At 38.4% G+C, this 26,834-nt stretch carries 23 protein-coding genes; 14 read left to right on the top strand and 9 right to left on the bottom strand.

Annotated features, from left to right (window positions below):
* Positions 1-5: 5 nt before the first annotated feature.
* A complete protein-coding gene (locus tag G4Z02_RS03275) occupies positions 6-1,376 on the bottom strand; it encodes a GNAT family N-acetyltransferase (protein WP_258878436.1) in 1,371 nt (456 codons plus the stop codon).
* A gap of 135 nt (positions 1,377-1,511) precedes the next feature.
* Here G4Z02_RS03275 and G4Z02_RS03270 point away from each other — a divergent pair, with 135 nt between their 5' ends.
* The 14 genes from G4Z02_RS03270 (at position 1,512) to G4Z02_RS03205 (ending at position 15,433) form a co-directional block, all read left to right on the top strand.
* On the top strand, positions 1,512-2,216 hold the full coding sequence (locus G4Z02_RS03270; RefSeq protein WP_258878435.1) for a DsbA family oxidoreductase: 705 nt from the start codon (positions 1,512-1,514) through the stop codon (positions 2,214-2,216).
* A gap of 134 nt (positions 2,217-2,350) precedes the next feature.
* Positions 2,351-2,896: an RNA polymerase sigma factor gene (locus G4Z02_RS03265; protein ID WP_258878434.1), complete on the top strand. Its 546-nt coding sequence runs from the start codon at positions 2,351-2,353 to the stop codon at positions 2,894-2,896.
* Entirely contained in the window at positions 2,889-4,007 is a 1,119-nt protein-coding gene (locus G4Z02_RS03260; protein ID WP_258878433.1) for a hypothetical protein, read from the top strand. Before G4Z02_RS03265 ends, G4Z02_RS03260 begins: the two co-directional genes overlap by 8 nt.
* 63 nt (positions 4,008-4,070) lie before the next feature.
* Positions 4,071-5,141 (top strand): hypothetical protein, encoded by a 1,071-nt coding sequence (locus tag G4Z02_RS03255; protein ID WP_258878432.1) that lies wholly within the window; start codon positions 4,071-4,073, stop codon positions 5,139-5,141.
* Positions 5,142-5,216: 75 nt separating this feature from the next.
* Positions 5,217-6,722, top strand: coding sequence for an NAD(P)H-hydrate dehydratase (locus G4Z02_RS03250; RefSeq protein WP_258878431.1), 1,506 nt, complete (start codon positions 5,217-5,219; stop codon positions 6,720-6,722).
* The gene (locus tag G4Z02_RS03245) at positions 6,709-7,467 is read left to right on the top strand and encodes an endonuclease/exonuclease/phosphatase family protein (RefSeq protein ID WP_258878430.1); all 759 of its coding nucleotides are present in this window, start codon (positions 6,709-6,711) and stop codon (positions 7,465-7,467) included. Before G4Z02_RS03250 ends, G4Z02_RS03245 begins: the two co-directional genes overlap by 14 nt.
* A 57-nt stretch (positions 7,468-7,524) precedes the next feature.
* Entirely contained in the window at positions 7,525-8,076 is a 552-nt protein-coding gene (gene thpR / locus G4Z02_RS03240; RefSeq protein ID WP_258878429.1) for an RNA 2',3'-cyclic phosphodiesterase, read from the top strand.
* Positions 8,076-8,510, top strand: coding sequence for a GNAT family N-acetyltransferase (locus G4Z02_RS03235; protein ID WP_258878428.1), 435 nt, complete (start codon positions 8,076-8,078; stop codon positions 8,508-8,510). The genes thpR and G4Z02_RS03235 overlap by 1 nt, the downstream gene beginning before the upstream one ends.
* A gap of 12 nt (positions 8,511-8,522) precedes the next feature.
* The gene (locus G4Z02_RS03230; RefSeq protein WP_258878427.1) at positions 8,523-8,927 is read left to right on the top strand and encodes an acyl-CoA thioesterase; all 405 of its coding nucleotides are present in this window, start codon (positions 8,523-8,525) and stop codon (positions 8,925-8,927) included.
* Positions 8,928-9,059: 132 nt separating this feature from the next.
* Positions 9,060-10,574, top strand: coding sequence for a histidine ammonia-lyase (hutH, locus tag G4Z02_RS03225; RefSeq protein ID WP_258878426.1), 1,515 nt, complete (start codon positions 9,060-9,062; stop codon positions 10,572-10,574).
* Positions 10,575-10,577: 3 nt separating this feature from the next.
* Positions 10,578-12,602: a urocanate hydratase gene (locus tag G4Z02_RS03220; protein WP_258878425.1), complete on the top strand. Its 2,025-nt coding sequence runs from the start codon at positions 10,578-10,580 to the stop codon at positions 12,600-12,602.
* Between the two features lies 1 nt (position 12,603).
* Entirely contained in the window at positions 12,604-13,569 is a 966-nt protein-coding gene (ftcD, locus tag G4Z02_RS03215; RefSeq protein ID WP_258878424.1) for a glutamate formimidoyltransferase, read from the top strand.
* A gap of 11 nt (positions 13,570-13,580) precedes the next feature.
* Positions 13,581-14,834, top strand: coding sequence for an imidazolonepropionase (hutI, locus tag G4Z02_RS03210; RefSeq protein WP_258878423.1), 1,254 nt, complete (start codon positions 13,581-13,583; stop codon positions 14,832-14,834).
* A gap of 2 nt (positions 14,835-14,836) precedes the next feature.
* On the top strand, positions 14,837-15,433 hold the full coding sequence (locus G4Z02_RS03205; RefSeq protein WP_258878422.1) for a cyclodeaminase/cyclohydrolase family protein: 597 nt from the start codon (positions 14,837-14,839) through the stop codon (positions 15,431-15,433).
* A gap of 54 nt (positions 15,434-15,487) precedes the next feature.
* Here G4Z02_RS03205 and G4Z02_RS03200 read toward each other — a convergent pair whose 3' ends face one another.
* From G4Z02_RS03200 to G4Z02_RS03165, 8 genes are all read right to left on the bottom strand, one after another.
* Positions 15,488-16,855, bottom strand: a complete 1,368-nt coding sequence (locus G4Z02_RS03200) for an ABC transporter substrate-binding protein (protein ID WP_258878421.1) — start codon at positions 16,853-16,855, stop codon at positions 15,488-15,490.
* 51 nt (positions 16,856-16,906) lie between these two features.
* Positions 16,907-19,144 (bottom strand): glycoside hydrolase family 65 protein, encoded by a 2,238-nt coding sequence (locus G4Z02_RS03195; protein WP_258878420.1) that lies wholly within the window; start codon positions 19,142-19,144, stop codon positions 16,907-16,909.
* Entirely contained in the window at positions 19,144-19,815 is a 672-nt protein-coding gene (gene pgmB / locus G4Z02_RS03190; RefSeq protein WP_258878419.1) for a beta-phosphoglucomutase, read from the bottom strand. Before pgmB ends, G4Z02_RS03195 begins: the two co-directional genes overlap by 1 nt.
* Positions 19,802-20,659: a carbohydrate ABC transporter permease gene (locus G4Z02_RS03185; RefSeq protein ID WP_258878418.1), complete on the bottom strand. Its 858-nt coding sequence runs from the start codon at positions 20,657-20,659 to the stop codon at positions 19,802-19,804. Before G4Z02_RS03185 ends, pgmB begins: the two co-directional genes overlap by 14 nt.
* Positions 20,659-21,786 carry a carbohydrate ABC transporter permease gene (locus tag G4Z02_RS03180; RefSeq protein ID WP_258878417.1) on the bottom strand — a complete coding sequence of 376 codons (1,128 nt, stop codon included), beginning with the start codon at positions 21,784-21,786 and terminating at the stop codon, positions 20,659-20,661. The genes G4Z02_RS03185 and G4Z02_RS03180 overlap by 1 nt, the downstream gene beginning before the upstream one ends.
* Positions 21,787-21,978: 192 nt before the next feature.
* Positions 21,979-22,959, bottom strand: a complete 981-nt coding sequence (locus tag G4Z02_RS03175) for a LacI family DNA-binding transcriptional regulator (protein WP_258878416.1) — start codon at positions 22,957-22,959, stop codon at positions 21,979-21,981.
* 114 nt (positions 22,960-23,073) lie between these two features.
* Positions 23,074-24,927: an alpha-amylase family protein gene (locus tag G4Z02_RS03170; RefSeq protein WP_258878415.1), complete on the bottom strand. Its 1,854-nt coding sequence runs from the start codon at positions 24,925-24,927 to the stop codon at positions 23,074-23,076.
* Between the two features lie 166 nt (positions 24,928-25,093).
* Positions 25,094-26,830, bottom strand: coding sequence for an NADH-dependent [FeFe] hydrogenase, group A6 (locus tag G4Z02_RS03165; RefSeq protein WP_258878414.1), 1,737 nt, complete (start codon positions 26,828-26,830; stop codon positions 25,094-25,096).
* Positions 26,831-26,834: the final 4 nt, after the last annotated feature.

The raw sequence follows: 26,834 nt of genomic DNA, 5'->3' as shown, positions 1-26,834 counted from the left end.
CCTCCTTATAATGATTTCACAACATAATAACCTTCGACATTCACATTCTTACTGTCGATATGAATCGTCGTCGGAGACAGGTTATAATTCAATGCCTGCCATAATTGAATCGCTTCTACTTTATCCATACTCGACCACGCTCGTATTTGCGGAATACCTTGTCGTTTGAAGTAATGTTCGGTTTCGTTAATTAAGGTGGACGCAATACCCTGACGGCGATAGTCTTTATGGACTTCAATGATGTTGATATAGGCTTCCATTGTATCTTCAAGTGGTTCTTTCAACGGTTGAGTATACGTGGAGATAAAGCCGATTATCGTATTATCTTCGATGGCAATAAGACTATAGATATTATCGCCAATCTCCATATAATCATATGCGACATCACCATAGTTCTCTTTGATCTGATTGCGCAGATCTTCAGTAAGGATTTCTATGGTAAAGTTTGCTTTCGTGGTATCCGCTTCTTCGGTAATATGAAGTAAGCTTTTGAGGATGGTTATACCGAACGAAACATAGGTTACAATAACCATCAATACAAGCATATCTTCATCCGCTTGTCCGATGAAGAAATCTTCTTCTGATAATAAACTAATGAGAATTAATAAGGTCGTTGTACGGACATAGAATATTAACGTTCGATGGGTGTAGACCTTGTTGACGATCGACACGATAAAATCAAGTATAACAAAGAAGGCTAAAGCAATCGTTAGGGTACCAATAATTTTTTCATCAGCATCGACAATTTCTTGAATAAAGATACTCGTTAAAACAACCAACGTAATATTGGTGATTCCCCAGAAGTTCCATCTTCGATAGAGATACACTTTATAAGCATAGTATCCGATTGTTATAACAACAATTGTACTATACAAGAGATACAAAACAACATGTGGTACTTCATTGGGGACACAATATCCTCCAAGATTACTAAAACCGCATCCAGTTAGCAGGATATGCAACGTATCAATCAATAGGAATATAGGTAGCAATATCCATAGTTCATAGTTTGAGATTTTACGTTTTAACAAATAGTACCGAACAACAAGAATAATTAACAAAATGAGATAAATTGTCACAACGTTTTGAAGGTTCATTGGATTTTGGAAGGTATAGAAATAAACGACGGTATTCCCAATTAACCCAAACAGTAACTGACGTTGTTCTTCCTTGTTGGGAACGTGTAAAACATTTTTGATTGTTAATATCCAAAGAACTAGAGTGATAATGAACAACACTATTAAATTCACAACAAGACTAACAACATGAACTTTCCAGTCTCGCTCTAAGTAGAGTTCAACGAGTCCCCAAATAAAGGGTGGCAGGATAAAAAATACGTAGGACAAGATGTAGTAAAGCCGTTTAAACTTTTTCATGATAATCCCTCCTATCTTCATTATACTACTGTCGAAAATAAAATGGTAATGGTAAAATAGTACGCAAGCAAACTAGTTGCAATTTCCCAACGTTTCTAGGATAATATAAAGGAATGATAAAGGAGAGTGAAATATATGAAAATTGAATTATGGAGTGACTTTGCTTGTCCGTTTTGTTATATTGGTAAAAAACGGTTTGAACAAGCTTTAGAAGCATTCCCTCACAAAGATCAAGTAGAAGTAGTATTAAAAGCGTATCAATTAAATCCCAATGCCCGCAAAGTAATGACTGCGAGTCCCGCTGAAACATTTGCCAAAGGACATCGGATGAGTGTTGATCAAGCCAAACAACGGTTTGAGATGTTTAAAACCCAAGCACAAACAGTTGGCTTAACCTATAACTACGACATTATCAAAATGACGAATAGTTTTGATGCCCATCGTTTGGCAAAATGGTCGAATCAATTCGGAAAAGAGTACGAGTTAACTGGACGGTTAATGAAAGCTTATTTTACCGATGGTATCAATATCGCAAACATGGATGCTTTGGTGAAGATTGCCAAAGAAGTTGGATTGGATGAAAAAGAAGCAAAGAATGTATTAAAGTCCGATAAATATGCCGATCAAGTCCATAATGAGATCAATGAAGGACGTCAAATTGGTGTTCAAGGTGTACCATTCTTTGTATTAAACCGTAAATATGGTGTCAGTGGTGCACAACCAGTAGAATACTTCACCCAAGTATTAGAAAAACTATGGGAAGAAGAAAAACCGAAATTCGAAACGATTGATGGTGCCGATAAGGGCGCTGCATGTACCGACGAAACTTGTGAAATCTAAAGACCAGCAATGGTCTTTTTTTCATATAAGGAGAAATTTAATCAACTACATTGTATATATTGTCAAAGAGGGTTTACACAGTGTTATCCAAAATCTCATTTGATGATATAATACAAGTAGAAAGGATGATACATGTGCAAGAGGATATTCAACTTATCAATCAGGTATTAGCGGGACATACCAATCAGTATGAACAACTAATGAACAAATATCACAATGAGATGTTCTCATTTGTTTTCAACATGGTTGGACAATACCAAGATACCGAAGACTTAGTTCAGGATATCTTCTTTAAAACCTATCAAAACTTAAAAAAATACAATCCCGATAAGGCATCGTTTCGAACGTGGTTGTATCGAATTGCCTCCAATCACACACTCAATCATGTCAAGAAGGCAAGTAGCCGCTATGAAGTTGCTGGTGAAGTTGATTTGTCTCTATTACAGGACGATGAGGACGTTGAAGAACAACTTGTGAAAGAAGATCAACTCCATCGGATTGTGACGATTATGAAAGATATCTTAAACGACAAACACTTCAAAATCATGACATTACATTACTTCTCCGGACTATCTGTAAAAGAAATTGGAGAAACAATGAACATACCAATAAAAACAATTTATAAAGCAATTAAATCAAGTATTGAAAAAATCCAACAGGAGGTGAATAATCATGAGTAAATTACAACGACAAATCGATCCAATAAAAATGGAACAAGCAAAAGAACGTACGATTCATTCGGTAATGAGTCGTATTGAGTCGTCTCAAACTTCGTTTTCAATCAAGTATATTTTACGGCCTGCATTTGTCCCAGCTCTTATTTTAATTTTTGCCTTGATTATCCTCTTTAATGGACCAACCGAAATTACTCCACCAGATGATAACACCACAGTAATTAGTGCGTTTAACTCTGAAAAACTCGCTGAAATCTCCTATATTTCATCTAGTTTTATCGGATCAAGCATTACCGTAATTAATCCGGCTCTTCAGTTTCTAGCAGATATCGATGAAACCGAATTTGAAGCTGAAAACGATACTTTTAATGTATATTTTGATACGTTACGCGTTTTCTTAAATGATGATTTTGCATCACTGATTACCGTAACCGAACTGACAGATTCAACATACGACTATCTCATTACCTTTGATGTGAATGGTCATCCATATGAGTATTATCTCACAGAAGAAGATGGAAACATCACTGGAGAATTGATTATTAATGCTCAAACCTTTATCGTAACAGGTACCATCGAAGAAGAAAAAGAAGATGGTGTCGTTGTGGAAAAAACAATCACAATTAACGCTGAAAACGGCTCAGACTATGTCCGTATCGAATATCAAACCGAATCCGAGGATGAAGTTGAAACCGAGTACACCATTCAATCACGGATTAATAACGTTGAGAAAAATCAAACAATCAACATCTCCCTTGAAGACGATGAAAGCCGTGTTGAGATTCATGATGGTGACAATCAGTACACATTGAAAAAAGAATTGGAAAATGGTGTAATCGAGTATAAACTAGAATATCAAATCAACGGTGTTGAAGGGGAAGCGAAAATCATCGAGAGTGTTGGTACAAATGGTGAAACCACCTACTCATATCAAATCAAAGAAGGCGATATTGAGAAGGAAATCGAAAAAGGTAAACCGCAATACAACTTTGATGATGATCATCCCGGTAATAACAATGACGATGACGAAGACGATGATACGCCTGGTAACAGTGGAGACGCACCGGGGAACCAACATAATACAGATTCATTTGATTTTGAAATAATTGGAGTGTAAAAGGAGAAAAAGTTTTACAGCAATTGTATATATTAACAAATCAACAATAAAAAGGAGAGAATTATGAAGAAATTAGTAATTGCCGTATTTTTAGGAATCTTTGCCATTACATTGTCCGCATGTTCTTCTGCAAATGACAATATTGATAATACTGTAACAGAAGAATTACTAGGCAGTGAAGAAAGTTTAGCTACACTATCCTACTTATCAACCGGGTTTTTAGATTTTGAGAGTCCTACCGTCGCGACAACCGACACCATGTTCTTAGCAAATGACAGTGGTGGATGGACAACCATTGAAGATGAACTTGATGTCGTAAATGTCTACTTCGACCGTTTAAAAGCCTTGATTGACAATGGTGTGGATGGATTTGGTAGCGTTACTGAGGAAGTTAGTGACAACGAGTTATATGATTACAAATTAACTTTTACCGTTAATGAAGAAGTCTATGTGATCTATTACTCGATTGATGCCGACACCGGTGAAATGACAGGTATTATTGTTCTTGGTGAAGCAGAATATACGTTTGAAGTCATAGACAACATGAAAGAATACGAATACCAAGAAGAAGAAAAAGAACAAAATGAACAAGACACCGAAAACGAAGAACAAAATGCCAACCAAAATGAACCAGATGATGAAGTCGACGATGAAGAAGAGGAAGAAGACTACGCTGAAGAAGGCGAAACCAAAATGACACTAATTGCCTACAGTGGCGACGACTACATCCGAATCATCTACAAAACCGAAACCGAAGAAGATGAAACCGAAGTGAAGTTCATCATGGAAAAATTCATTGGTGGTGTGGAAGAAAATGTCAAACTCAAAATCTCACAAGAAGAAGGCGAGTACAAAGTTAGCATTACCGAAGGTGATGACAGCTACAGCTTCAAACAAGAAACCGAAGATGATGAAATTGTCTACAAACTACAATATCGCGTTGACAACACCGTCGGTATGGTAACCATCAAAGTTGTTACCGATGAGTTTGGAGAAGTAACCTACTCCTACCACATCGTTGAAGGCGGAAAAGAAAAAGACGTTGAAAAACCAGAACCAAAATCCCACGGATTTGACGATGATGACGAAGTCGAACAAGAAGAGGAAGAAGAAACCGAAAACAACGAAGTATAGAAACCTCCCCTCTGTAAAAGACGATGGCAACATCGTCTTTTTTAGTGGTATAATAGAACTGAAGAAGGTGATTGGATGAACAGTATTCAAATACTTACAGCAAATGAGATGCGACAACTCGATCAATTAACACTTCAGCAACAGAATATTACGTCATATGAATTGATGACTCGTGTTGGAAAATATCTATTTGACTTTATTATCACGAACAATTTTATAACCAGTGAGGATCACGTTGTCGTTGTAGCTGGGACAGGAAACAATGGTGGTGACGGCATGCTAGTAGCACATCATATACATACCCGTGGAATTCCCACAGAAATCATCATTATTGGTTCGCAAGAACAACAAACAGAGGAATCCTTGAAAGCGTTAAAACACTGTCAACATATACCTGTGCATTACGTTGTTGAGACTCAAGACGATTCCTATAAACAACTACTTGATGATGCAACCGTCATTATTGATGGGATATTTGGTATTGGATTAACAAGAGATGTAGAGGATCCTCATAAATCGGTAATGAATGCAATGAATCAAAGCTATGCGACCGTTATTAGTATCGATATACCATCTGGTATTCACGCCGATAATGGGCTTCAAATGGGAACGGCTGTTCACGCGAATCATACGCTCATTGTTCAGAACTTTAAACAAGGAAATCTATTGAACGACGCCAAAGATTTCTCTGGTCTAAATCATGTAATTGATGTCGATATTGTCCAAAGTTTGGAGTTTGACATTCAGTATGAGTTACCATTGTCCTATCTTCAAGGGAAACTAGGAAAACGACATCACAACAGTTATAAATACAATTATGGGAATCTACTAACCATCGGTGGTAGTAAAGGAATGATGGGGGCACCTATCTTATCCGCCTTGGCTGCATTACGAAGTGGTAGTGGCCTATCACAAGTGTACGTCCATGATGGAGATCACAAATACCTCCAGAATCCCTATCCTGACATTATGGTGGATACCTATCTTGGGATTGAAGATGTACCCCAAAAAATAAGACGTATGGATGCCATTGTTTTTGGTCCTGGTCTTGGTAAGAAAAATCCCCTTAATATGGATATATTAGCCCATCTATTATCCACTGAGATCCCTCTTGTAATTGACGCGGATGGTTTGTACTACCTTAAAGATTTATTGAAGGGATACAATACAAGAGGACATCTTATTATTACCCCCCACTATAAAGAAATGGCTGATTTCTTGGGAATATCCATCGAAGACGTCATACAACAACCAGTGCTTTATGCGAAAAACATTGCCCACACCTACAATGTAGTTGTTGTATTGAAAGGAACTTGTACTATTATTACAAATGATATTGAAACGTATTTTTCGAGTAATGGAACCCCCGGACTTGCGAAAGCTGGTACAGGTGATGTCTTATCTGGAGTTATAGGAAGTTTATTGGGCAGAGGATTACCTCCTTTGGATGCTGCAAAAATCGGTGTGTTAATGCACTCCTTAGCAGGACAATATGCCGAAGAAGTGTATGGAGAAGAATCAATGATGGCATCCGACGTGATTTCGATGTTACCGAAGGTTATGGATCATGTCAAAGCTTAATCTATTAACGTTAAATCTTCATTGTCTAGTGGAAGAAAATCTTCCCGACAAACAACAACGAATTGCCCAAGCGATTGTTGATTATGATGTTGACGTTGTCTTTCTTCAAGAAGTTGCTCAGACACAGACACTACCGTACATAGAAGATCATATCAAAGCAGATAACTATGCCTATACGTTACAACAATTATTACAAGAAAAGGAGTTGTTTTATCATATCTATTATCTTCCAATTAAGCAATCCTTTAATCGATATGATGAAGGACTTGCCCTACTATCAAAAACACCACTATTGGTAACCGATACAAGATGTATATCAAAAACAAGAGATTACACAAATTGGAAATCGCGCAAAGTTCTTGTTGCACAGTATTCAGAGGATTTGTATCTCGCGACAACACATTTTGGCTGGAGTGATGGCAATGAAGTATTTGAAGATCAATTTGATGCGGCCATAGCTGCGCTCCCAATAACATCACGATGGATTATGGCGGGTGATTTTAACGTCCTTCCGACATCGAATGAATACAAATACATAATGAATCATGGGTGTATTGATATCCTTGGAGAAGGACCACTGAAAGACAAACCAACACACTTAGATAATATGGACATTCATACCAATGGTTCACGCATTGATTACATCATGACAAATCAACCAATCACATCCGATCGTCATACGATATTATTCACGGATAATCCAGTGAGCGATCATTACGCTGTTTTTGTTCGAATTACACTTTAATGGGATGATTTTCATCCCATTTTTTGATATACTAGAAATAGAAAACGAGGTGGTTGGATGCGCGTCTTTTATGCAATTGAATTTGAAGACAAAGTGAAACGATACTTAAAAAACGTACAAGATATTATCAAAACAACCACCTACAGTGGGAACTACACCCATTACACCAATTTTCATTTAACAATAAAATATGTCGGAAACATTTACAACGGTGAATATGAAGAGTTAACGGCAATCATGGATGATGTATGTAAAAATATCGAGCCATTTTCAATCCGTATTGGTGATTTGGGAGCTTTTCATAAAAAGAATTCCAGTATTTTATGGGTTGGTATTACCAGCGGAAAACAGAAATTAAAATCGCTCTTTAAAGAACTCGAAAAGGAAATTGTTGAATCGGGGTTTGAGGCTGAAAATCGTAAATACCGTCCCCATATTACCCTTGGTAAGAAGATTGTCTTTAACAATGGTGCAATATCCGACGATTTGCCATATTTTGATGAACCGATTGAATGTTCAAAACTAACGTTGTTTCAATCCCATCGCGTTGATGGAGTATTAACCTATACGCCACTGTATCAAAAATCCTTTTCCAAAGGAGTTGCCTAATGGTTACTTTGAAAGAAATCACAATGGATAATTTCTTCGATGTGATTCGCTTATCATTGGATGACATCGATCGAAAAATGGTCGCATCCAATGTGTTTAGTTTGGCCGAAGCCTATGCGGATAAAGTCAGTCAACCCCGGGGCATCTACGATGATGATACGTTGGTTGGATTTGTGATGTATGACTATAATGAATCCGAACACAAAGGATACGTATCACGACTTATGGTAGATCAGAAGTATCATCGTAAAGGCTATGCAAGACAGGCAATGAATATTGTGCTAGATACATTACAAAAGATTGATGGAATTCATGAGATTCAAATCTCATGGCGTCCGGATAATGACAAAGCAAGTCCGCTATACCATGATTTGGGTTTTGTCGAAAATGGAGAGTTTGTCGATGGTGAAGTCGTCGCCATCATTACGTTATAGGAGTGGATTATTATGCACCGAGAACAAATTGAACTACGATACAGTGATAGCGATCAAATGGGTGTAGTATATCATGCAAACTATTTTTCATTCTTTGAAATTGGACGAACAAAATTACTCGCCTCATTCGGTATTGATTATTACGAGATCGAACAACGCGGGTATGTGTTTCCAGTACGAGAAGTCGACTGTACGTATTTCAAAAGCATTGTTCTAGGTGAAACTATTTTTTGCGATACTACCATTACCGAGTTATCAAAAGTGAAGATTGCTTTTGAGCATGTTCTTATCAATGATCAAGGTGAGGTAAAAGCCAAAGGACATACCGCAATTGTGTCGGTTAAAAAAGATGGATTTACCATTGCGAAGATGGATCAACATCTTCCGGATGTCTACGCCATAAAACATCAAATATAGGTGAATATTGTCATCTATATTTTTTATTTCGCTTTACCGCTTTACCGGTGTAAAGCCCTAAACTAGGCCATGTTTTGCTTTTGTTATCGCTTACATTGTAGTATACTATTACTACAATGAGAGGTGAGTTATATGGTCGTACTAAATGGAAATGGATTACAACTAGAAACATTTATCCGCATCGCTAGATTTCATGAGAAAGTAACGATTGCAAAAGAACAACAAGAACTCGTACAACAAGCGAATGATTTTGTACAAGCTGTTGTTGAAAGTGAAAAACCAGTCTATGGAATCAATACAGGATTCGGAAAACTGAGTGATGTACCAATCAATAAAAAAGATACCGCAAAACTACAAGAAAACTTACTGAAAAGTCATGCCTGTGGTGTCGGTAATCCCTTTAGTGAGGAAATCGTTCGCGGGATGATGGTACTCCGCGTGAACGCTCTTGTTCGCGGGCATAGTGGAATACGATTGGAAGTTCTTGAAAAACTGGTAGAGATGCTGAACAAGAACGTCATTCCTGTCGTCTTTGAACAAGGAAGTCTTGGTGCATCCGGCGATCTTGCTCCATTATCTCATATGAGTTTACCGTTAATCGGACTTGGTGAGTGTTTTTATAAAGGTAAACGGATGTCGACAAAAGAAGCCTTTGGTAAAGCAATGATTACACCAATTCCTAACTTAGCAGCCAAAGAAGGACTGAGCTTAATTAATGGTACTCAAGCCATGACAAGTGTTGGTGCAATCGTTATTTACGATAGCATTCGATTACTTAAACTTGCGAATGTATCACTGTCGATGACATTAGAAGCACTTCAAGGTATTATTGATGCTTATCATGAACGAGTCCATCAAGTACGTGGACATATCGGCCAAATAGAAATTGCTGAGGCAGTGCGTCATCATTTACGAAATAGTTCGAACATCACACATCAAGGAGACTTGCGTGTCCAGGATGCGTACTCCTTACGCTGCGCCCCTCAAGTTCATGGTGCGTCATGGGATGCTTTTACCTTTATTAAGGACAAAGTCGAAATTGAAATGAACGCGGTCACAGATAATCCAATTATTCTTACAGATGAAGGTATTGCCATTAGTGCTGGAAACTTCCACGGACAACCCTTAGCGCTCCCATTTGATTATCTAGGCATTGCTCTCAGTGAACTCGCCAATATCTCCGAACGACGGATTGAACGACTAGTGAATCCACAATTATCCGAAGGGTTGCCAGCATTTCTATTAAAAAATCCAGGATTGAATAGTGGATTTATGATCGTACAATATAGTGCGGCTTCACTGGTCTCGGAAAACAAAGTACTCGCTCATCCTAGTAGTGTTGATAGTATTCCATCATCTGCGAATCAAGAAGATCACGTGTCGATGGGGACCATTGGGGCCAGAAAAGCGATGTCCATCTATCATAACACAAGGAGAGTCATCGCCATGGAATTTTTAACCGCAGCTCAAGCACTCGATATACGAGGTTTCAGTTCTCTTGGTGAAGATACGAAAAAGGCATATCAATTCATCCGTCAACACATCCCCTTTGTTGAACATGATGACATCATGTACCACTACATTCATAAAATGGATGATCTACTCCAAAGTGATCAACTATATAATGCTATATTCAAGGAGGGTTAAGATATGAGAGAAGCACTATCTTTTACACTCAATGATATGTTTACGACATTACCCCCGAAAAAACCGTTTCAAGATGGTATAAGACGGGCACCAAAACGCGAGTTTGTTCTGTCAAAAGATGAGACCGAACTCGCTCTTAAGAATGCCTTGCGTTATATTCCAGAACGATGGCATGAAGAACTAGCAGAAGAGTTTTTAGAAGAACTTCTAACAAAAGGACGTATTTACGGATATCGTTTCCGGCCAGAAGGACGCATCTATGGAAAGGCAATTGAAGAATACAAAGGTCATACCATTGAAGGTCGGGCATTTCAAGTGATGATTGACAACAATCTCGATTTCGAGATTGCCCTATATCCTTACGAATTAGTTACCTATGGAGAAACCGGACGTGTTTTTCAAAACTGGATGCAATATCACCTTGTGAAAAAATACTTACAAGAAATGAACGATGAACAGACCCTTGTCTTAATGAGTGGACATCCCCTAGGTGTTTTTGCCACTCATAAGAATGCCCCTCGGGTCATTCTAACCAATGGCTTAATGATTGGCCAGTTCAATGATATTGATAACTGGAATCGTGCCGCACAACTCGGTGTCGCCAGTTATGGCCAAATGACAGCAGGCGGCTGGATGTATATCGGTCCACAAGGAATTGTGCACGGAACGTACTCGACATTACTAAACGCAGGACGCTCGAAGTTAGGACTACCTGATGATGCGAACTTAGAAGGGAAATTATTTGTATCCTCTGGTTTAGGTGGAATGAGTGGAGCTCAAGGAAAAGCGATTGAAATCTGTGGTGGTGTTGGAATCATCGCAGAAGTCGATTATTCCCGAATTGAAACGAGATACCATCAAGGATGGGTATCCTATATTGCACAAACCCCAGAAGAAGCATTTACCAAAGCCAAAGAAGCACAACAACTCAAACAAGCAATCGCCATTGCATTTTATGGTAACATTGTTGAATTACTTGAATACGCCGTACAGAACAAGATTTATATTGATCTTCTCAGTGACCAAACCAGTTGTCATGCCGTCTATGAAGGTGGTTATTGTCCTGTAGGAATTACCTTTGAAGAACGTACATCCTTACTTCAAAATGATAAAAAGACATTCAAGAAACTGGTAGATGAAGGTCTTCATCGTCATTATCATGCGATTGAAGCAATCACCGCTTTAGGAACCTATTTCTTCGATTATGGAAACAGCTTTATGAAAGCCGTGTATGATAGTGGTATTCAAGCGATCTGTAAAAACAAAACGAATGATTTGGACGGATTTATTTGGCCTAGCTATGTCGAAGATATTATGGGACCCCTACTTTTTGATTATGGGTATGGCCCGTTCCGTTGGGTATGTTTATCCGGGAAAGACGACGATCTCGATAAAACCGATCAAGCCGCTATGGCTTGTATCGATAAAGATCGACGTTTTCAAGATCGTGACAACTACAATTGGATACGCGATGCGAAAAAGAATAAACTTGTCGTTGGAACCAAAGCACGAATACTATATCAAGATGCCTATGGACGATTACAAATCGCCCTACGATTTAATGAAATGGTACGCAACAACGAAGTTGGCCCGATTATGTTAGGACGGGATCACCATGATACCGGTGGTACCGACTCCCCATTCCGTGAAACATCGAATATCAAGGATGGCAGCAATGTCATGAGTGAAATGGCAACTCATGTCGCTTTAGGGAATGCCAGTCGTGGGATGTCCTTAGTATCCCTCCATAATGGTGGCGGCGTCGGGATTGGAAAAGTAATCAACGGTGGCTACGGTATGGTTTTAGATGGTAGCAAACGTGTTGATGATATTCTTCAAGTTGCGATGTTATATGATGTGATGGGTGGCGTGTCAAGACGAGCTTGGGCTCGCAATGAACATGCGATATCAACCGCTCAAGAATACAATGAGATGAACAACAATTCGTCGATTACATTACCCTATATTGCAAAGGATTCCTTAATCCAACAACTCGTTGAGAGACACTATCAAAAAGGTGGAAAATAAGATGCGTAAAATCGTGGAATGTGTTCCAAACTTTAGTGAGGGACGTAATCAGACAGTTATCGAAGAGATTGTTTCTACACTTCGTGGTATCGATGGTTGTAACCTTGTTAACTATGAAGCGGATCAAGACTATAATCGTACCGTAGTAACGTTAATTGGAGAACCAGAGGCCATTATCAAAGCGTTACTTCCATTTGTCGGAAAAGTATTGGAACTAATTGATATGAATGTTCAAAAGGGAGAACATCCTCGCATGGGTGCTGTGGATGTTATTCCCTTTATTCCAATCGAACATGTTACAATGGAAGAGTGTGTTGAATATGCCAATCAAGTTGGGCAATTAATCTATGATACCTATCAGATTCCAAGCTTCCTATACGCCAATGCGGCAACGAAAAAAGATCGCGTCAAACTACCGACAATCCGCAAAGGCGAATTTGAAGGGATGAAAGACAAAATCAAAGATCCCCATTGGACCCCTGATTTTGGAACCAACGAGATTCATCCGACCTTTGGTGTCATTGGAATTGGTGCGCGGATTCCACTAATTGCGTATAATATTGATTTGGATACCACAGACATGAATCCGGCAAAACAGATTTCTCGTGCAATCCGTTTTTCAAGTGGGGGATTTCGCCATATTCAAGCAGGACCAGTATATCTAGAGTCACGAAAACATACACAAGTGACAATGAATATATTGGATTACACGAAGAATCCCATCTACCGGATTTTGGAAACGGTAAAAATGGAAGCCGCACAGTATCATGTAGACGTACCATCATGTGAACTTGTTGGGTTGATCCCCAAACAGGCATTACTCCAGTCGTTGAAGTACTACTTCAAGCGATACAATCAACCATGGGACGCGGACATGTCTTTTGATGATATTGTGAAATACAGTATCCAATACATCGGATTCCGTGATTTTGATCGTTTAAAAATTATTGAGGCCAATATTAATTAGGAGGTGCACACATGCGTGCAGACACAATTATTTATAATATAAAAGAACTCTATACTCCCCATCGATCGTTGCTTCATCGAGGTACGGAAATGGCTCAACTAGAAGTTGTTCCCAATGCCTTTATAGCGATTAAAGATGGGAAAATCATTGATTATGGACAAGGAAATTATTCCAAGTATATCCAGGATAATACCTACTTCCATAATGCTGAAAACAACATAGTGATTCCGGGATTGATTGATTCTCATACCCACCTTGTCCATGCGGGAAGCCGGGAAAAAGAATTCCGTAAAAAGCTACAAGGGGTATCCTATCTAGAAATCTTAAATAAAGGTGGCGGTATTTTATCAACGGTGAAAGCCACTAGAAATGCAACCCATCAAGAGTTATACGATAAAGCCTATCAATCATTAAATGAAATGTTGCTATTTGGGGTTACCACGATTGAAGCAAAAAGTGGATACGGACTCAATACCGAAACGGAACTTAAAATTCTTGAAGTGATGAAGGACTTACAAGAGAATCATCCAGTTGCAATTAGTACAACTTATCTAGGTGCACACGCAATCCCTCATGAATTTAGAGATGATCATACCGGATATGTCGATCAAATCATTCATGATTTACCAATTGTTAAATCGCGTGATTTAGCAGAAAGTGTTGATGTATTCTGTGAGAGTGGGGCCTTTACCAATGAGGAAACAAAACGGATACTGGAAGAAGCAAAACGACTTGGATTCCATTTGCGAGTTCATGCGGATGAAATTGAACCCCATGGTGGTACTGGACTCGCAGTTGATATTGAAGCATCAAGTGCTGATCACTTAATGGCTGCATCGGACGAAGACATCAAAAAACTAGCAAAAAGCAAAACCGTCGCTAACTTACTTCCAGCCACATCATTCTACTTAGATAAAGACTATGCGAAAGCTCGTCATATGATTGATAGCGGATGTATTGTCAGTATCTCATCGGACTACAATCCAGGAAGTAGTCCCAGCGAAAACTATCAACTAACAATGCAAATCGCAGCGAATAAATTACGGATGACCCCATACGAAATTCTAGTAGCAGCAACCATTAATCCAGCATACAGTCTTGGATTAAAGGAAAAAATTGGTAGTATCGCCCGGGGAAAACAAGCCGACCTTGTCATTATGAATGCTCCTAATTTAGACTATATTATGTACCATTTCGGTGTCAACCATACCAAAGACGTCTTTAAAAATGGTCGCCTTGTCGTGAAAGATCGAGAAATCGTCTAGCTATGAAATTAATTGATCATACAATTGAAGATTTTATAAACCAAGTTGATTCCTCATCACCTGCTCCAGGTGGTGGAAGTGTTAGTGCTTTGTCTGCGACGATGGGTGTAGCTTTACTACGGATGGTAGGACACATTACCATCGGCCGCAAAGCATTTAATAAATATAGTGAAGACCAACAACAAGCATTCATTGATGCATGGAACAAGTTAGATGACATCAAACAAGATTTAATACCATTGATTGATGAAGACACCGATGCATTTAATCAGATTATGACCGCTTTCAAACTTCCCAAAACTACTGAAGACGAAATAAAATATCGTCAACAAGCCATTCAGGGAGCTACCATTTATGCGATTGATGTGCCATTACGAGTTGCTAATCTTTGTATGAAAGCACTTCGTACTATTGAACCAATCAAAGCGTATGGAAATAGGAATGCCATCAGTGATGTTGAAGTGGCAGAGTTACAGTTGCAAGCTGCGTGTCATGGTGCCCTTAAGAATGTAAGTATAAATATCACCAGTTTGTCTAATCAAAAGCTGGTTGAAGCATATCAAATGCAAGTAGATGCTATTTTGAATCAAATTCAATAAGCACAAAAAAACCCAATCTCGTTTGAGATTGAGTTTTTTTAATGTAATTATGTGTTAGCTTTTTTTGGTGAAGAAGTAGAATCCAACACCAGCAACGGCAACAACACCAACACCGATAGCGACATATAATCCAGTGTTTCCACCAGTTTGTTCTTCGGCTGGTTCATAATCTGGATCGATTGCTAGTGCAACGCGATCAACAAATTGAGCTTTTGTGATAGTACCTTTTGCAAATAATTCGTAGATTGGTCCTAACGTATCCATACCAAATCCTGCAGGCATATCATTTTGCCACCATGCATAAGCGTTACCAGCTTGATTCCATGCCATTACTTCTGCAGATAATGGTGTAGAAGGTGTTAATGTTACACTATCAAATGCAGGAACCATGTTGGCTTCATTAACCATGTAATCGTGACCTTCTGTGGTTGAAGCCAAATCATTTAAGAATGCTTTTGCATCTGCAATGTTATCAGAATCTTTGTTGATTACATAGAATGAAGGTGCTCCAATAAAGATTGCTGTATTTTCACCAGACATTGCTGCGTGAGGAGCATATCCCATTTCGAAGGTTGCATCGGTTAGGTTTCCATCAATCCAGTTACCTTGATGAATAAATGCAGCTTCTCCATTGGCGAATTTACCAACTTGATCGTCATATGTACCAGTTTCTAAGATGGTAGTATCAGCGTATTCAAATAGTAATTCTACCCAGTCTGCTAAATCGTTTAAACGATCCATGTCAACTTCTTCATTATTGAGTTTATCAATAACAGTAGAATCGGTGTAATCTAGTTGTGCGGATAAGTATGCATTGAAGTTATGAAGTCCTGTAACCCATGTCATACCGGCACCAGCTGCCATTGATACAACAGCATAGTCGGCTCTTGTAGCATCTGCATCATAATACGTTTGGATTTTGTCAAATGCGTCTTCGTATGCGGCAAGGTTTGTTAAATCTTCTGGATCAACACCTGCAGCAGTAAGGATTTCTTTGTTGTATCCCATACCCCAGCCTTCAACAGCTACTGGGAAACCGTATACAACACCATCGACAACAAATTCTAATCCAGTGTCAGCTGCCCATGCTTCACCAGTTAAATCAAGAATTTTATCGGCGTACTGATTGTATCCACCCATACCTTCAATAACGAAGATATCTGGTTGTTCTGCTGCTTGGAACTCAGCTAAGATTTGCGTACCATAAGCACACGCATCTCCACCACATGATTTGACATCAACGTCTACATCATTTGTAACTCCCCAAGCTTCTGCATAGGTTGTTAAAACGGCGTCGATTTCGATTTTGTTTTGGAAGATTGTTAACGTTGTGCCATCTGCAGCTTCTACAGCTGTAGTGTTACTTGATAACACACCAAAACTTAGTACTAGAGCTACTAAAAATAAAGCTAATTTTTTCAATTTAATTTCCTCCTATTTTTTGTTAATTGAAATAATTATTGGTTTCCTTCATTACCCTAACGGATAATCAAGTATTGTACCCTTTTGTAATGTGATTGCATTTCCATACAGTTCGATATCAACAGTGTTTGTTGAAGTTAATTGAATCGTGTCCGATATGGAAATGGTTATTATAGATTGACGATATTGGATCGTAAACGAATACCCATTCATGTCATGTGGTATCCTTGGGCATAAAATAATGCGATCTGGTTTGATTCGTAAACCAGCCAAACCATATACAATCGTCATGTATGAACCACCAAGATTTGCTAAATGCAGTCCATCTTTTGTGTTTCGTTGCGTATTACTCATATCCACTTCACTGACATCTATCATATAATCGTATGCGACGGATAGTTTGTCTAATGCACTTGCTACAATACTATGAACACACTTCGATAAGCTAGAGTCATGTGTGGTTATGTTTGAATAGTAATCATATGAATGTTCCATGATTGTTTTATCCTCAAAATCCAGTAGGAACATCGACAACAATACATCGGCCTGCTTGAGAACTTGCTTCCGATAAATTTGTAATGGATGATAATGAAGTAATAATGGAAAGTTTGAGGATGGTGTATGTTCTAAATCCCATGGTTCTTTGGATAAGAATGTTTGATCTTGAGCAATAATTTGTAATGTTTCATCATAGATGATCGCCATGGATTCTGCAGCCTGATTAAAATCCTTTATTTCTTGATCGGACAGTTGCATCCTTGTTATGAGGGATTTCAATAATGATGCATGTTTGTCGTAAAAATCAACGATGAATTGAAAATGGTACTGTGCCATTGAGTTGGTGTAGTAATTGTCATCTACACATGTTGTATATTCATCGGGACCAGTCACTTCATGAATATGGAATACTCCGTTGTGGAAATGACCGATATCATAGATTGTCCGTGCGGTTTCAACAAGTAACTCAAACCCGTATTTCAACATAAACGACATATCATCTGTAGCGTAGTAATAATGTATGACGGCATATGCAACATCGCTATTTATGTGGTATTGAGCTGTTCCCGCGGGATAATATGGCGATAATTCACGTCCAGTGATGGAACGCCAAGGTATCTTGATACCGCGAGTATGACCTAAGTTTAATGCTTCTTGTCGGGCTGCTTCAATATTGTGATAACGATTCAATAATAATGTCTTTGCTTTTTGTGGATTCGTTAATACAAAGAATGGTAGTAAATAGATTTCAGTATCCCAAAAATGATGCCCTTCATAGCCGTCTCCTGTGAGACCCTTCGCTCCTATATTGAAGCGAGAATCCAGACCACCAGACGTATGTAGTTGATACACATTATAATTCATGATCAATTGTAATCGCTCATTGCCGTCGATTGCTATTTCACACGTTTTCCAGAATGACGTAAGACTTTGTCGTTGTTGTTCAAAGTAATCCGTAGATTGATTTTTAAGAATCTGTTGACGTAATATATTGTTTGCAGTCACATAATTTGAATGATAATTACTGGATGTATAGATTACATATTTACGACAAGTGAAGTGTTCGTTTTCAGTCAATGAAGCATGTGCTGTTGCCGTGATGTTTTTATCATTATGAGTATACTGAACAGGGATATTGTGCGTAACAGATACCGCCATTTCTAGTTTGGAATGCTTCGTTTGAACTTGGATACATCCGTAATCGTCACTGATATGAATATCACGTAGTATAAACGATTCATTATGTGTTTTTCCAATCCGTGGATCACGGGATAAGGTGTTACTAAATTGTGGTTGTTGCACTGTAGAACGCATTTCTACATGTCCGCTATAGTTTAACGATTGAAGATCGATTTCAACGACGAATAATTCAGGCTGTTCAAGAGAAGTAAGTCGTTTTTCGGTAAGGATAAATTCATATTGTGAGGGTGTTTTGTAATGAATCGTTCTTGTTGTATAACCACCATACAAATGAAACTCTCGATGGAGACTTACAACATCACAACTCTCCATATTTAATGGATGATTGTCAATATAAAACTCGATTCCTTGCCCATCAATTACATGAATCATCGCTTGTCCCTTTTGGGCAAAGCCCGAGAGATTCTCTTCATATCGATAAGGGTATTCTTCATAGAAACTATTGATGAAAGTACCATTCCTTAATCCGTTTGTACCATATCCCTCACAAAAGGTTCCTCGTACACCAATGTATCCATTTTGGGTTGCAAAAATAGATTCATCGGTTTGTAACTGTTCAATGTGTAACCGATTGTCTCTTGTAATGATCATCAAGTACCCTCCTTTATCAGGGTATCTATATCATCAAGACGAATGTGATCAATTGAAGGATACACAATTGATGCATGGGATAGCGTGTCTTTATGACCGATTCCGATTGAGTACATATTTGCTTGATTAATCGCATGGATTCCAGCTATGGCATCTTCTACGCCGACACATTGCTCTGGTTGTAATGAAAAGTGATTCATTGCTTTAAGAAAGATATCGGGATGTGGTTTCCCACGTACTGTAGATGGATCTACAATGTAATCAAAATAGTCTGTTATTCCTAACTTATCCAGCAACATCGGTCCATTTTTTGAAGCACTACCAAGGGCAACTAATATGTTATTTTTATGCAAATATTCCAGTAACTGAAGCACACCTTTATATAAGTTCTTCGGTGTATACTCTTGTATCAGTGATTGATATATTTGATTCTTACGTGTAGCTAACTCTATTTTTTCCTGTTCGGTAAAAGCCGTTATACTTGGTGATGAGGAAAGGACGATATTCAGTGAATCTAGTCGAGAGACACCTTTTGTTTTTTCCTCGATATCCGGACCAATTTTGATTCCCAGTTCATCGCATAAAAGTGTCCATGCTTGTAAATGCTCATGACTTGTAGATGTTAAGACACCATCCAAATCAAAGATGAAAAGTTTCTTACTTAATGGCACCAGAAGTCATTCCTTTGATAATGTGCTTTTGGGCAAAGAGGAAGAGAATGATGACTGGTAAAGCAGCCATTAATACACTTGTTAAAATTAAATCCCATTGTTTGACATAAGTACCAGCTAGGTTTGCCACGGCTAGTGGTAGTGTTTGAACATCTCCACCAATTCCGATGACTAGGGATGGTAATAGATAATCGTTCCAGATCCACATACCATTCAATACCAACATGGTGACAAAAATTGGTTTCAAAATTGGTAATACAACACGGAAGAAGACTTGTGATTTACTACAACCATCAATGATGGCTGCTTCTTCAATATCCGTTGGGATCGATTTGATAAACCCGTGAAATAGAAAGACACTGAGTGGTGCACCAAATCCGATGTATGCTAAGATAACACCCCAATAGGTATCTTTAAATGGTATTGTCGTTATTTCACGAAGGATTTCAAGTAAGCTGACAAGTGGTAACATAACAACTTGAAATGGAATGACCATTCCACTTAAGAAAAACAAGAAAATGATGTAGGATAGTTTTGATTTTGTTCGGACCAATACCCATGCTGCCATCGCAGAGGATATTCCGATTGTAATTAGACTTAATGTGGTAATTAGAAGTGAGTTAAAGAAGGATGAAAAGTATTTGATTCCATCATGTTGAACTATGATTTTGATATTTTCAAAGAGCTGTCCCATATCTGTTGGTAAGCTAAGTGGATCTTGGGTAATCGTAAAACTATCTTTGGCAGAGTTAATTAATACAATGAAAAAGGGGAAGAAGAATGCAATCATTAAGATGAAACCAATCACACTATATATCAATGTGTTCCGTTTTTCGTCTGTCATTATAATTCCACCTCTCTTTTCTTGTTGTAGTTAACTTGGACAAGTGAAATAACCAGCAAGATGATGAAGAATATAATCGCTTTTGCTTGTCCTAAAGCCATATTGTAATTCGAGAAGGCTTCTTTATAGATATCTACGGCAATGAAGTTCAATGAGTCCACAGCAGGTGCTATTCGGATACCGTAGATATCGGCAATCCACTGTGGTAGCAGCATCGCCGGGCCAGCATCACTCAGTGACACAACTGTATCAAATTGCTTAAATGATGTGACTAATGTTAAGAACATCGCAACAGTGAATGCTTGAGCAACAAGTGGGAAGGTAATCGTTTGTAATCGTTGCATTGCTGAAGCACCATCGATTTTACTTGCTTCAATTAAGTCTTGTGGTATGTTTTGAATAGCTGCGATATAGATCATCATGATATATCCAGCATATTGCCAGGTTACGACAATGATTAACGCAAATAATGCAGAGTTTCCATCAACGAGTAAGCTTTTCGCAAAGATACCTCCAAATGCAACAATAGCACGGTTGAAGATGAATTGCCAAATGTACCCAAGGACCAAACCACCAATTAAGTTTGGCATGAAGAAACCAGCGCGGTATAGATTACGTAATTTAATTTTTTGTGTTACCAATAAAGCTAATCCAAAGGCAACCAGATTGATAAATACAATATTTAGGATGGAATAGATTACTGTTCTTGAAAAGGAATAGAAGAACTTCACATCCGTTAGCAATGTACGATAGTGATCAAACCATACCATCTGCAGATTGTCATTGTTCAATCCTGTCCAATCTGTAAAGGAATAGTATATACCCATAATGAACGGAATGATAACCATTAAAATAAAAGCACCTAGTGCAGGAAATACAAAACCAAGAAACACTTTGTTATTTTGGGCGGTATTTGAATCCCCTACCCAATGATCTCGTAAATATGCTAGTGTTAACGAACTGGTATCCGGACTAATCGTCCATACCACTTTGTTTGGTCGTCGTAATAGCCGATACCATACAAGATTAATAAGACCAACAATTGGTATGTAAATCACAACAATTGGGATCGTTACTAGTATTCGCCACAGACGAATTAAGATAATGCGTACTTTGTTATCATCCATTGGAAAGCTCCTATCTACTTAGTTTTCTAGTTAATTACACCTTTACATCCTGCTCCGTTCGGAGCAGGATGGCGAAAAGGAGTTCATGAAAAAATTGTTATTATGTAAAAATGAGGAAAGGTTTCCACAATTTCATAATAGCACTTGTTGAAAGCGTTGTCAATAAAAAGTGGACAAAAAAAGAAACCGGATTTATGCGGTTTCTCCATTTGTTAGGGTTACAGGAATAATCTTATTTTCCACTTTTTCATTTGCATAGAAACTGTGGATACTTTCTGCGATTGCGTGAGCAATTTGTTCAGGAGATTGGCTTATTGAAGTCATTTTCTTACCTAGATTTAGAAAACTTCTACCTCCGTCAAAACCAATAACTTTAACATCTTCAGGAACTCGTTTGCCATGTTTTTCCAAGTTCAGAATGACTTCACAAGCAACCGCGTCTGAGATGGCAAAGATTCCATCAACTTCAGGATGTTCTAACACAGTTTTATGAACTTGCTCAGGGATATTTATATAGTTACCCAACGGGTATTCAATATTAATTACTTCGGAATGGTGATGCTCTTTGGCATAGCTCATAAATCCAAGTCGCCGTTTGGTAACTTCCGTTTGTACCGGTGTAGAATCTCCTTGTGCATCATCACCGATGAACATTAAGTGATCACAACCTAAATCAATTAGCTTCTTGGCTGCAAGGATACCGCCTTGATAGTTATCGCTTGCAACAAACGGTACATCCTTAAACTTACGATCAAATGAAATTAAAGGGAGATCTTTGTTGAGATACTGTTCAATGTCGTTATTGGTAAGTAGAATGATTGCGTCCACACGATTGTTTTTAAGCATATCGAGGTATTCTAATTCCTTCTCCATGGATTCACTTGAATTACAGACCATTAATTTATATCCGTATTTGAATAATTCCAATTCTACATGATACAGTAATTCACCAAAGAAGAGGTGAGTACTATTAGGAATGATGAAAGCGACAATATTGTTTTTTTGTTTTAACATACTTCGGGCAATTTCGTTAGGCACGTATCCAATTTCTTGAATAACCTTCTCGATTTTCTCACGAGTAGATTGCTTAACATAGCCAGAATTATTGATTACACGAGATACGGTTGCAATCCCTACCCCAGCCTTACGAGCAACATCTTTTATACTAGGCACGAGTAATCACTCCTTTCACATACAGTTGTCATTATACAAAATATTGTACGGAAAATAAAGGAGAATGTGGAACCGATTACACATTTTGTTCAAATTGAATAAAGTTTTGCGTTTTTATAGTTTCTCCATTAACCATAACACTTCATACGGAGATATCGTAATTGATGGATGGTTAAAATCAATGGTTCTACCGGTAAATAAATCCTCCATATTCGTAGAAAATTGGAATTCTTGATACGGTTCTGAGGTTAATTCTTTGCGATATTCCGAGAAGTTGTATATGAATAGTATCCGCTCTTTTGCGGTTGCTTTGACAAAGGAGTATAGTGAGATATCATTGTTGATAATAATGGTTGACTGTACATCGCCATCAAATACCGAGTGTTTTTTACGGATTGTAATCATGTTTTTTATCGCATTGAATACGATTGATTCAAATGTCTTAGGTGTTAATCGTTTTTTGGCTCGTGTCCAATCAAAATATGGTCGATGTACCCATCGTCCGTCTTCGTTCTTGCGATCATCACTACGATAGGACTGATCATTAATTGTAGCAATTTCATCACCGCTATAGATTAGTGGTATTCCACGATGGGAAAAGAGAATTGCATGGGCAAGAAATATCCGTCGCAACGCGATGTATTGTTCGTATTCATTGTGTTCATCATAGGAACGTTCTAAACCAAGTAGTGATGCGGTAGTACCATTAATTCTTGCATCGTTGTTTTGCGGGTTGAATTGATAGATTTCACCTTTGGCAAAACTACCAGGAAACTGATTGCTGTAGAATTCAATTAGATATTGTTTATGATAATAAGGACTCACTCCAAGAGATTCCAATGCGGATTCATTTAACCCCCAACCAATATCATCGTGACAGCGAACGTAGTTCATCCAACAACCTTGATCATGAATATGGTACTTAGAGTTATCAATGTTTAATAATCGAACGTCTCTTGTGGCAAAGGCATTCCATATGTTCACCATGAGGTTTGCATTATAAAGTACACTACACTCATTTCGTTCTTCAGTACCGAAATATTTAAATATTTCATCAGGTTCGACGATGGCTTCGCCAAGTAGGACCAGTGAAGGACAGACAATCTCTTTGATTAAATGGAACAAATGTAATAAGTCGTGTACTTCTGGTAGATTTCGACAAGAGGTATGTAGTTCTTTCCACATAAAAGGGATGGCATCGAGTCGAATCATATTGATACCTTTGTTTGCTAATTGTAATAAGATATTTACCATCTCTTCAAATACCAATGGATTCTTGAAGTTCAAATCCCATTGAAAACTGCTGAATGAGGTATAGACCCATTTATTAATTTCTTCTTTGTATGTGAAATTACTTGGCCGTTTGTTTGGTAACACGAGCGGTACCGTTTGGTCGAACTGATCAGGAATTGTGCGATCATCATACATCAGGTACATATCTTGATATTGTGAATCACCATTAAGAGCTTTTCGTGCCCATTCATGCGTGTCCGATGTGTGATTGATAACGTAATCAATACAGATAACAATATTGGCATCTGCGAATTGTTCAATGAGATGTTCAAAATCATCCATAGTACCCAGTGATGGATTAATCTCGAGATAATCTTCAACAGCGTATCCACCATCATTTTCCCCTTCAGGGGTTTGTAGAAGTGGCATTAGATGAACAAATGTAATACCTAGTTCTTGTAGATACGGTATTTTCTTTTCTAACTTGCGAAGGGTATCAGAGAACAAATCGACATACAAAGTATATCCGACAAGTTTACGGGACAAGTACCACGTCTTATGATGTTGATCTAAGTTGTTCAAACGATCACTTCGTTCATTATACCGTTCAAACATCATGGAAAGGAGAGAATCAAAATCTTTGGGTGTTGCACCATATGAATCATACAACTTGAAATACAGTTGTTTCAATTCTTTTTGATGTTTGGATAATCGTTTTGAATACAATGATTTCATACTGTCTCCTCCATTTGTAGTTACTAAAAAAAGGAAAGGTTTCCACAATTTTATAGTATCACTCAATATTTTCAATGTCAACTCAATAATTAGTAGTAAAAAGATTAGAAATATATATTTCTATATAGGAGATTTAATAAAAAAAACTGGCATGATTTGCCAGTTTTTAAATTCGTTCTCCTTTGGTGTAGCTTGTGTGAAGTAAATCGTGTGCTTTTTCACCATAAGGTTCTCCTAAGAAATCTTTATATAGTTGTAAGACAGCTTGATTTTCATGTGAACGACGTCTTGTACTATTGCGATCAATTTCATAAATAGCTTGTTGTCGTTTTAAGATAACGTCGGTTTTTCCATGATGATAGGGTTGCCCACCACCACCAATACATCCACCTGGACATGCCATAATTTCAATCGCATGATATTTGGACGTACCAGCTTGAATCGATTCCAGTAGTTTCCGGGCATTTCCAAGTCCATGAGCAATACCGATGTTTAGATCCATACCACCAACGTTTACCGTTGCTTCCCGGATTCCGTCTAAACCACGAAGTTCTTCAAACTCAATCTTATCGATGTTTTCACCCGTCATGATGTAACTTGCTGAACGAACCGCAGCTTCAATTACACCACCCGTGGTTCCAAAGATGGCAGCAGCACCAGTGGATTCACCAAGGATACTGTCAAACTCGCTTTCCTCGAGGTTTTTAAAGTCGATTCCAGCTTCGGTAATCATATATCCGAGCTCTCTTGTACTCAGTACATAATCGACATCCAGTAAGCTTTCTTTTGATAATTCAGGACGGGCCGCTTCGGCTTTTTTTGCTACACACGGCATGATTGATACGACTTTGAGCCGTCTAGGTAAGATATCAAGTGTATCTAAATAGTAGGACTTTGCGATAGCCCCTAACATCGTTTGTGGGGATTTACAGGAACTAGGTACATCCAGTAAATCTGGGAACTGATGTTCAATGAACTTCACCCATGCCGGACAACAGGATGTCAGCATTGGCAAACGTCCACCATGTTCAATACGATGAACCAACTCACGTGCTTCTTCCATAATCGTTAAGTCAGCCGCAAAGTTGGTGTCAAATACTTTGTCAAAGCCCAAGCGTTTTAACGCCGTAACAATTTTACCAGTGGAAATACTACCGGGATCCATATCAAACATTTCCCCAAGTGCAACCCGGACAGCAGGTGCAATTTGGGCAACGACGTGACGACGGGGATTGGCGAGTGCTCGCCATACCTTATGAAGTTCACTCATCGATGTCAACGCAGCTGTAGGACATACCGCAACACATTGGCCACAGTACGTGCAGGATGTATCCACAAAATTAAGATTGAATGCTGGTGCAACCGTCACTTCGAAACCACGATTAATCGCACTGAGGACACCGACTGTTTGAACCTCGTTACACATCGTTTCACAACGACGACACATAATACATTTTTCAGGATCTTTTACAATCGCCCCAGATGTCATATCCAGAGGGTATTCCATTCGTTCTCCTTGAACGGATACGCCACGGATATTCAATTCTTTTGCGAGTGTTTGTAGTTCACATTGAAGATTTTTGCGACAGGTTAAACATTCGAATGGATGATTTGACAGTAATAGTTCCAGGTTTATCCGACGTGCATTTAAAGCTTTGACACTATCGGTGATAATATTCATTCCTTCATATACAGTTTCCGCACATGAGGGAACAAGGTTACCTCGACCCTCGACTTCAACCACACAAACACGACAACTAGCCACTTTATTGACAACACCAAACTCATGTAAATCAAGGTGACATAAGGTTGGAATATGGATACCAACTTTTTCAGCGGCATCAATTACCGTTGCATCTTCAGGTACGCGTACAGCAATACCATTTACTGTTACATTTATCATTGGC

The organism is Candidatus Xianfuyuplasma coldseepsis, assembly GCF_014023125.1.
GTDB lineage: Bacteria > Bacillota_I > Bacilli_A > Izemoplasmatales > Izemoplasmataceae > Xianfuyuplasma > Xianfuyuplasma coldseepsis.
Note: the sequence above shows the minus strand (reverse complement) of the source record. Positions and strands in the feature narration are given on the sequence as shown.

What these genes read in the sequence shown, in the direction of transcription:
- G4Z02_RS03275 (WP_258878436.1), bottom strand. Translation starts at nt 1,376, where the DNA reads ATGAAAAAGTTTAAACGGCTTTACTACATCTTGTCCTACGTATTTTTT.
- G4Z02_RS03260 (WP_258878433.1), top strand. Translation starts at nt 2,889, where the DNA reads ATGAGTAAATTACAACGACAAATCGATCCAATAAAAATGGAACAAGCA.
- G4Z02_RS03180 (WP_258878417.1), bottom strand. Translation starts at nt 21,786, where the DNA reads ATGGATGATAACAAAGTACGCATTATCTTAATTCGTCTGTGGCGAATA.
- G4Z02_RS03165 (WP_258878414.1), bottom strand. Translation starts at nt 26,830, where the DNA reads ATGATAAATGTAACAGTAAATGGTATTGCTGTACGCGTACCTGAAGAT.
- G4Z02_RS03205 (WP_258878422.1), top strand. Translation starts at nt 14,837, where the DNA reads ATGAAATTAATTGATCATACAATTGAAGATTTTATAAACCAAGTTGAT.
- G4Z02_RS03270 (WP_258878435.1), top strand. Translation starts at nt 1,512, where the DNA reads ATGAAAATTGAATTATGGAGTGACTTTGCTTGTCCGTTTTGTTATATT.
- hutI (WP_258878423.1), top strand. Translation starts at nt 13,581, where the DNA reads ATGCGTGCAGACACAATTATTTATAATATAAAAGAACTCTATACTCCC.
- G4Z02_RS03230 (WP_258878427.1), top strand. Translation starts at nt 8,523, where the DNA reads ATGCACCGAGAACAAATTGAACTACGATACAGTGATAGCGATCAAATG.
- ftcD (WP_258878424.1), top strand. Translation starts at nt 12,604, where the DNA reads ATGCGTAAAATCGTGGAATGTGTTCCAAACTTTAGTGAGGGACGTAAT.
- G4Z02_RS03245 (WP_258878430.1), top strand. Translation starts at nt 6,709, where the DNA reads ATGTCAAAGCTTAATCTATTAACGTTAAATCTTCATTGTCTAGTGGAA.
- G4Z02_RS03170 (WP_258878415.1), bottom strand. Translation starts at nt 24,927, where the DNA reads ATGAAATCATTGTATTCAAAACGATTATCCAAACATCAAAAAGAATTG.
- thpR (WP_258878429.1), top strand. Translation starts at nt 7,525, where the DNA reads ATGCGCGTCTTTTATGCAATTGAATTTGAAGACAAAGTGAAACGATAC.
- hutH (WP_258878426.1), top strand. Translation starts at nt 9,060, where the DNA reads ATGGTCGTACTAAATGGAAATGGATTACAACTAGAAACATTTATCCGC.
- G4Z02_RS03255 (WP_258878432.1), top strand. Translation starts at nt 4,071, where the DNA reads ATGAAGAAATTAGTAATTGCCGTATTTTTAGGAATCTTTGCCATTACA.
- G4Z02_RS03185 (WP_258878418.1), bottom strand. Translation starts at nt 20,659, where the DNA reads ATGACAGACGAAAAACGGAACACATTGATATATAGTGTGATTGGTTTC.
- G4Z02_RS03250 (WP_258878431.1), top strand. Translation starts at nt 5,217, where the DNA reads ATGAACAGTATTCAAATACTTACAGCAAATGAGATGCGACAACTCGAT.
- G4Z02_RS03220 (WP_258878425.1), top strand. Translation starts at nt 10,578, where the DNA reads ATGAGAGAAGCACTATCTTTTACACTCAATGATATGTTTACGACATTA.
- G4Z02_RS03235 (WP_258878428.1), top strand. Translation starts at nt 8,076, where the DNA reads ATGGTTACTTTGAAAGAAATCACAATGGATAATTTCTTCGATGTGATT.
- G4Z02_RS03195 (WP_258878420.1), bottom strand. Translation starts at nt 19,144, where the DNA reads ATGATCATTACAAGAGACAATCGGTTACACATTGAACAGTTACAAACC.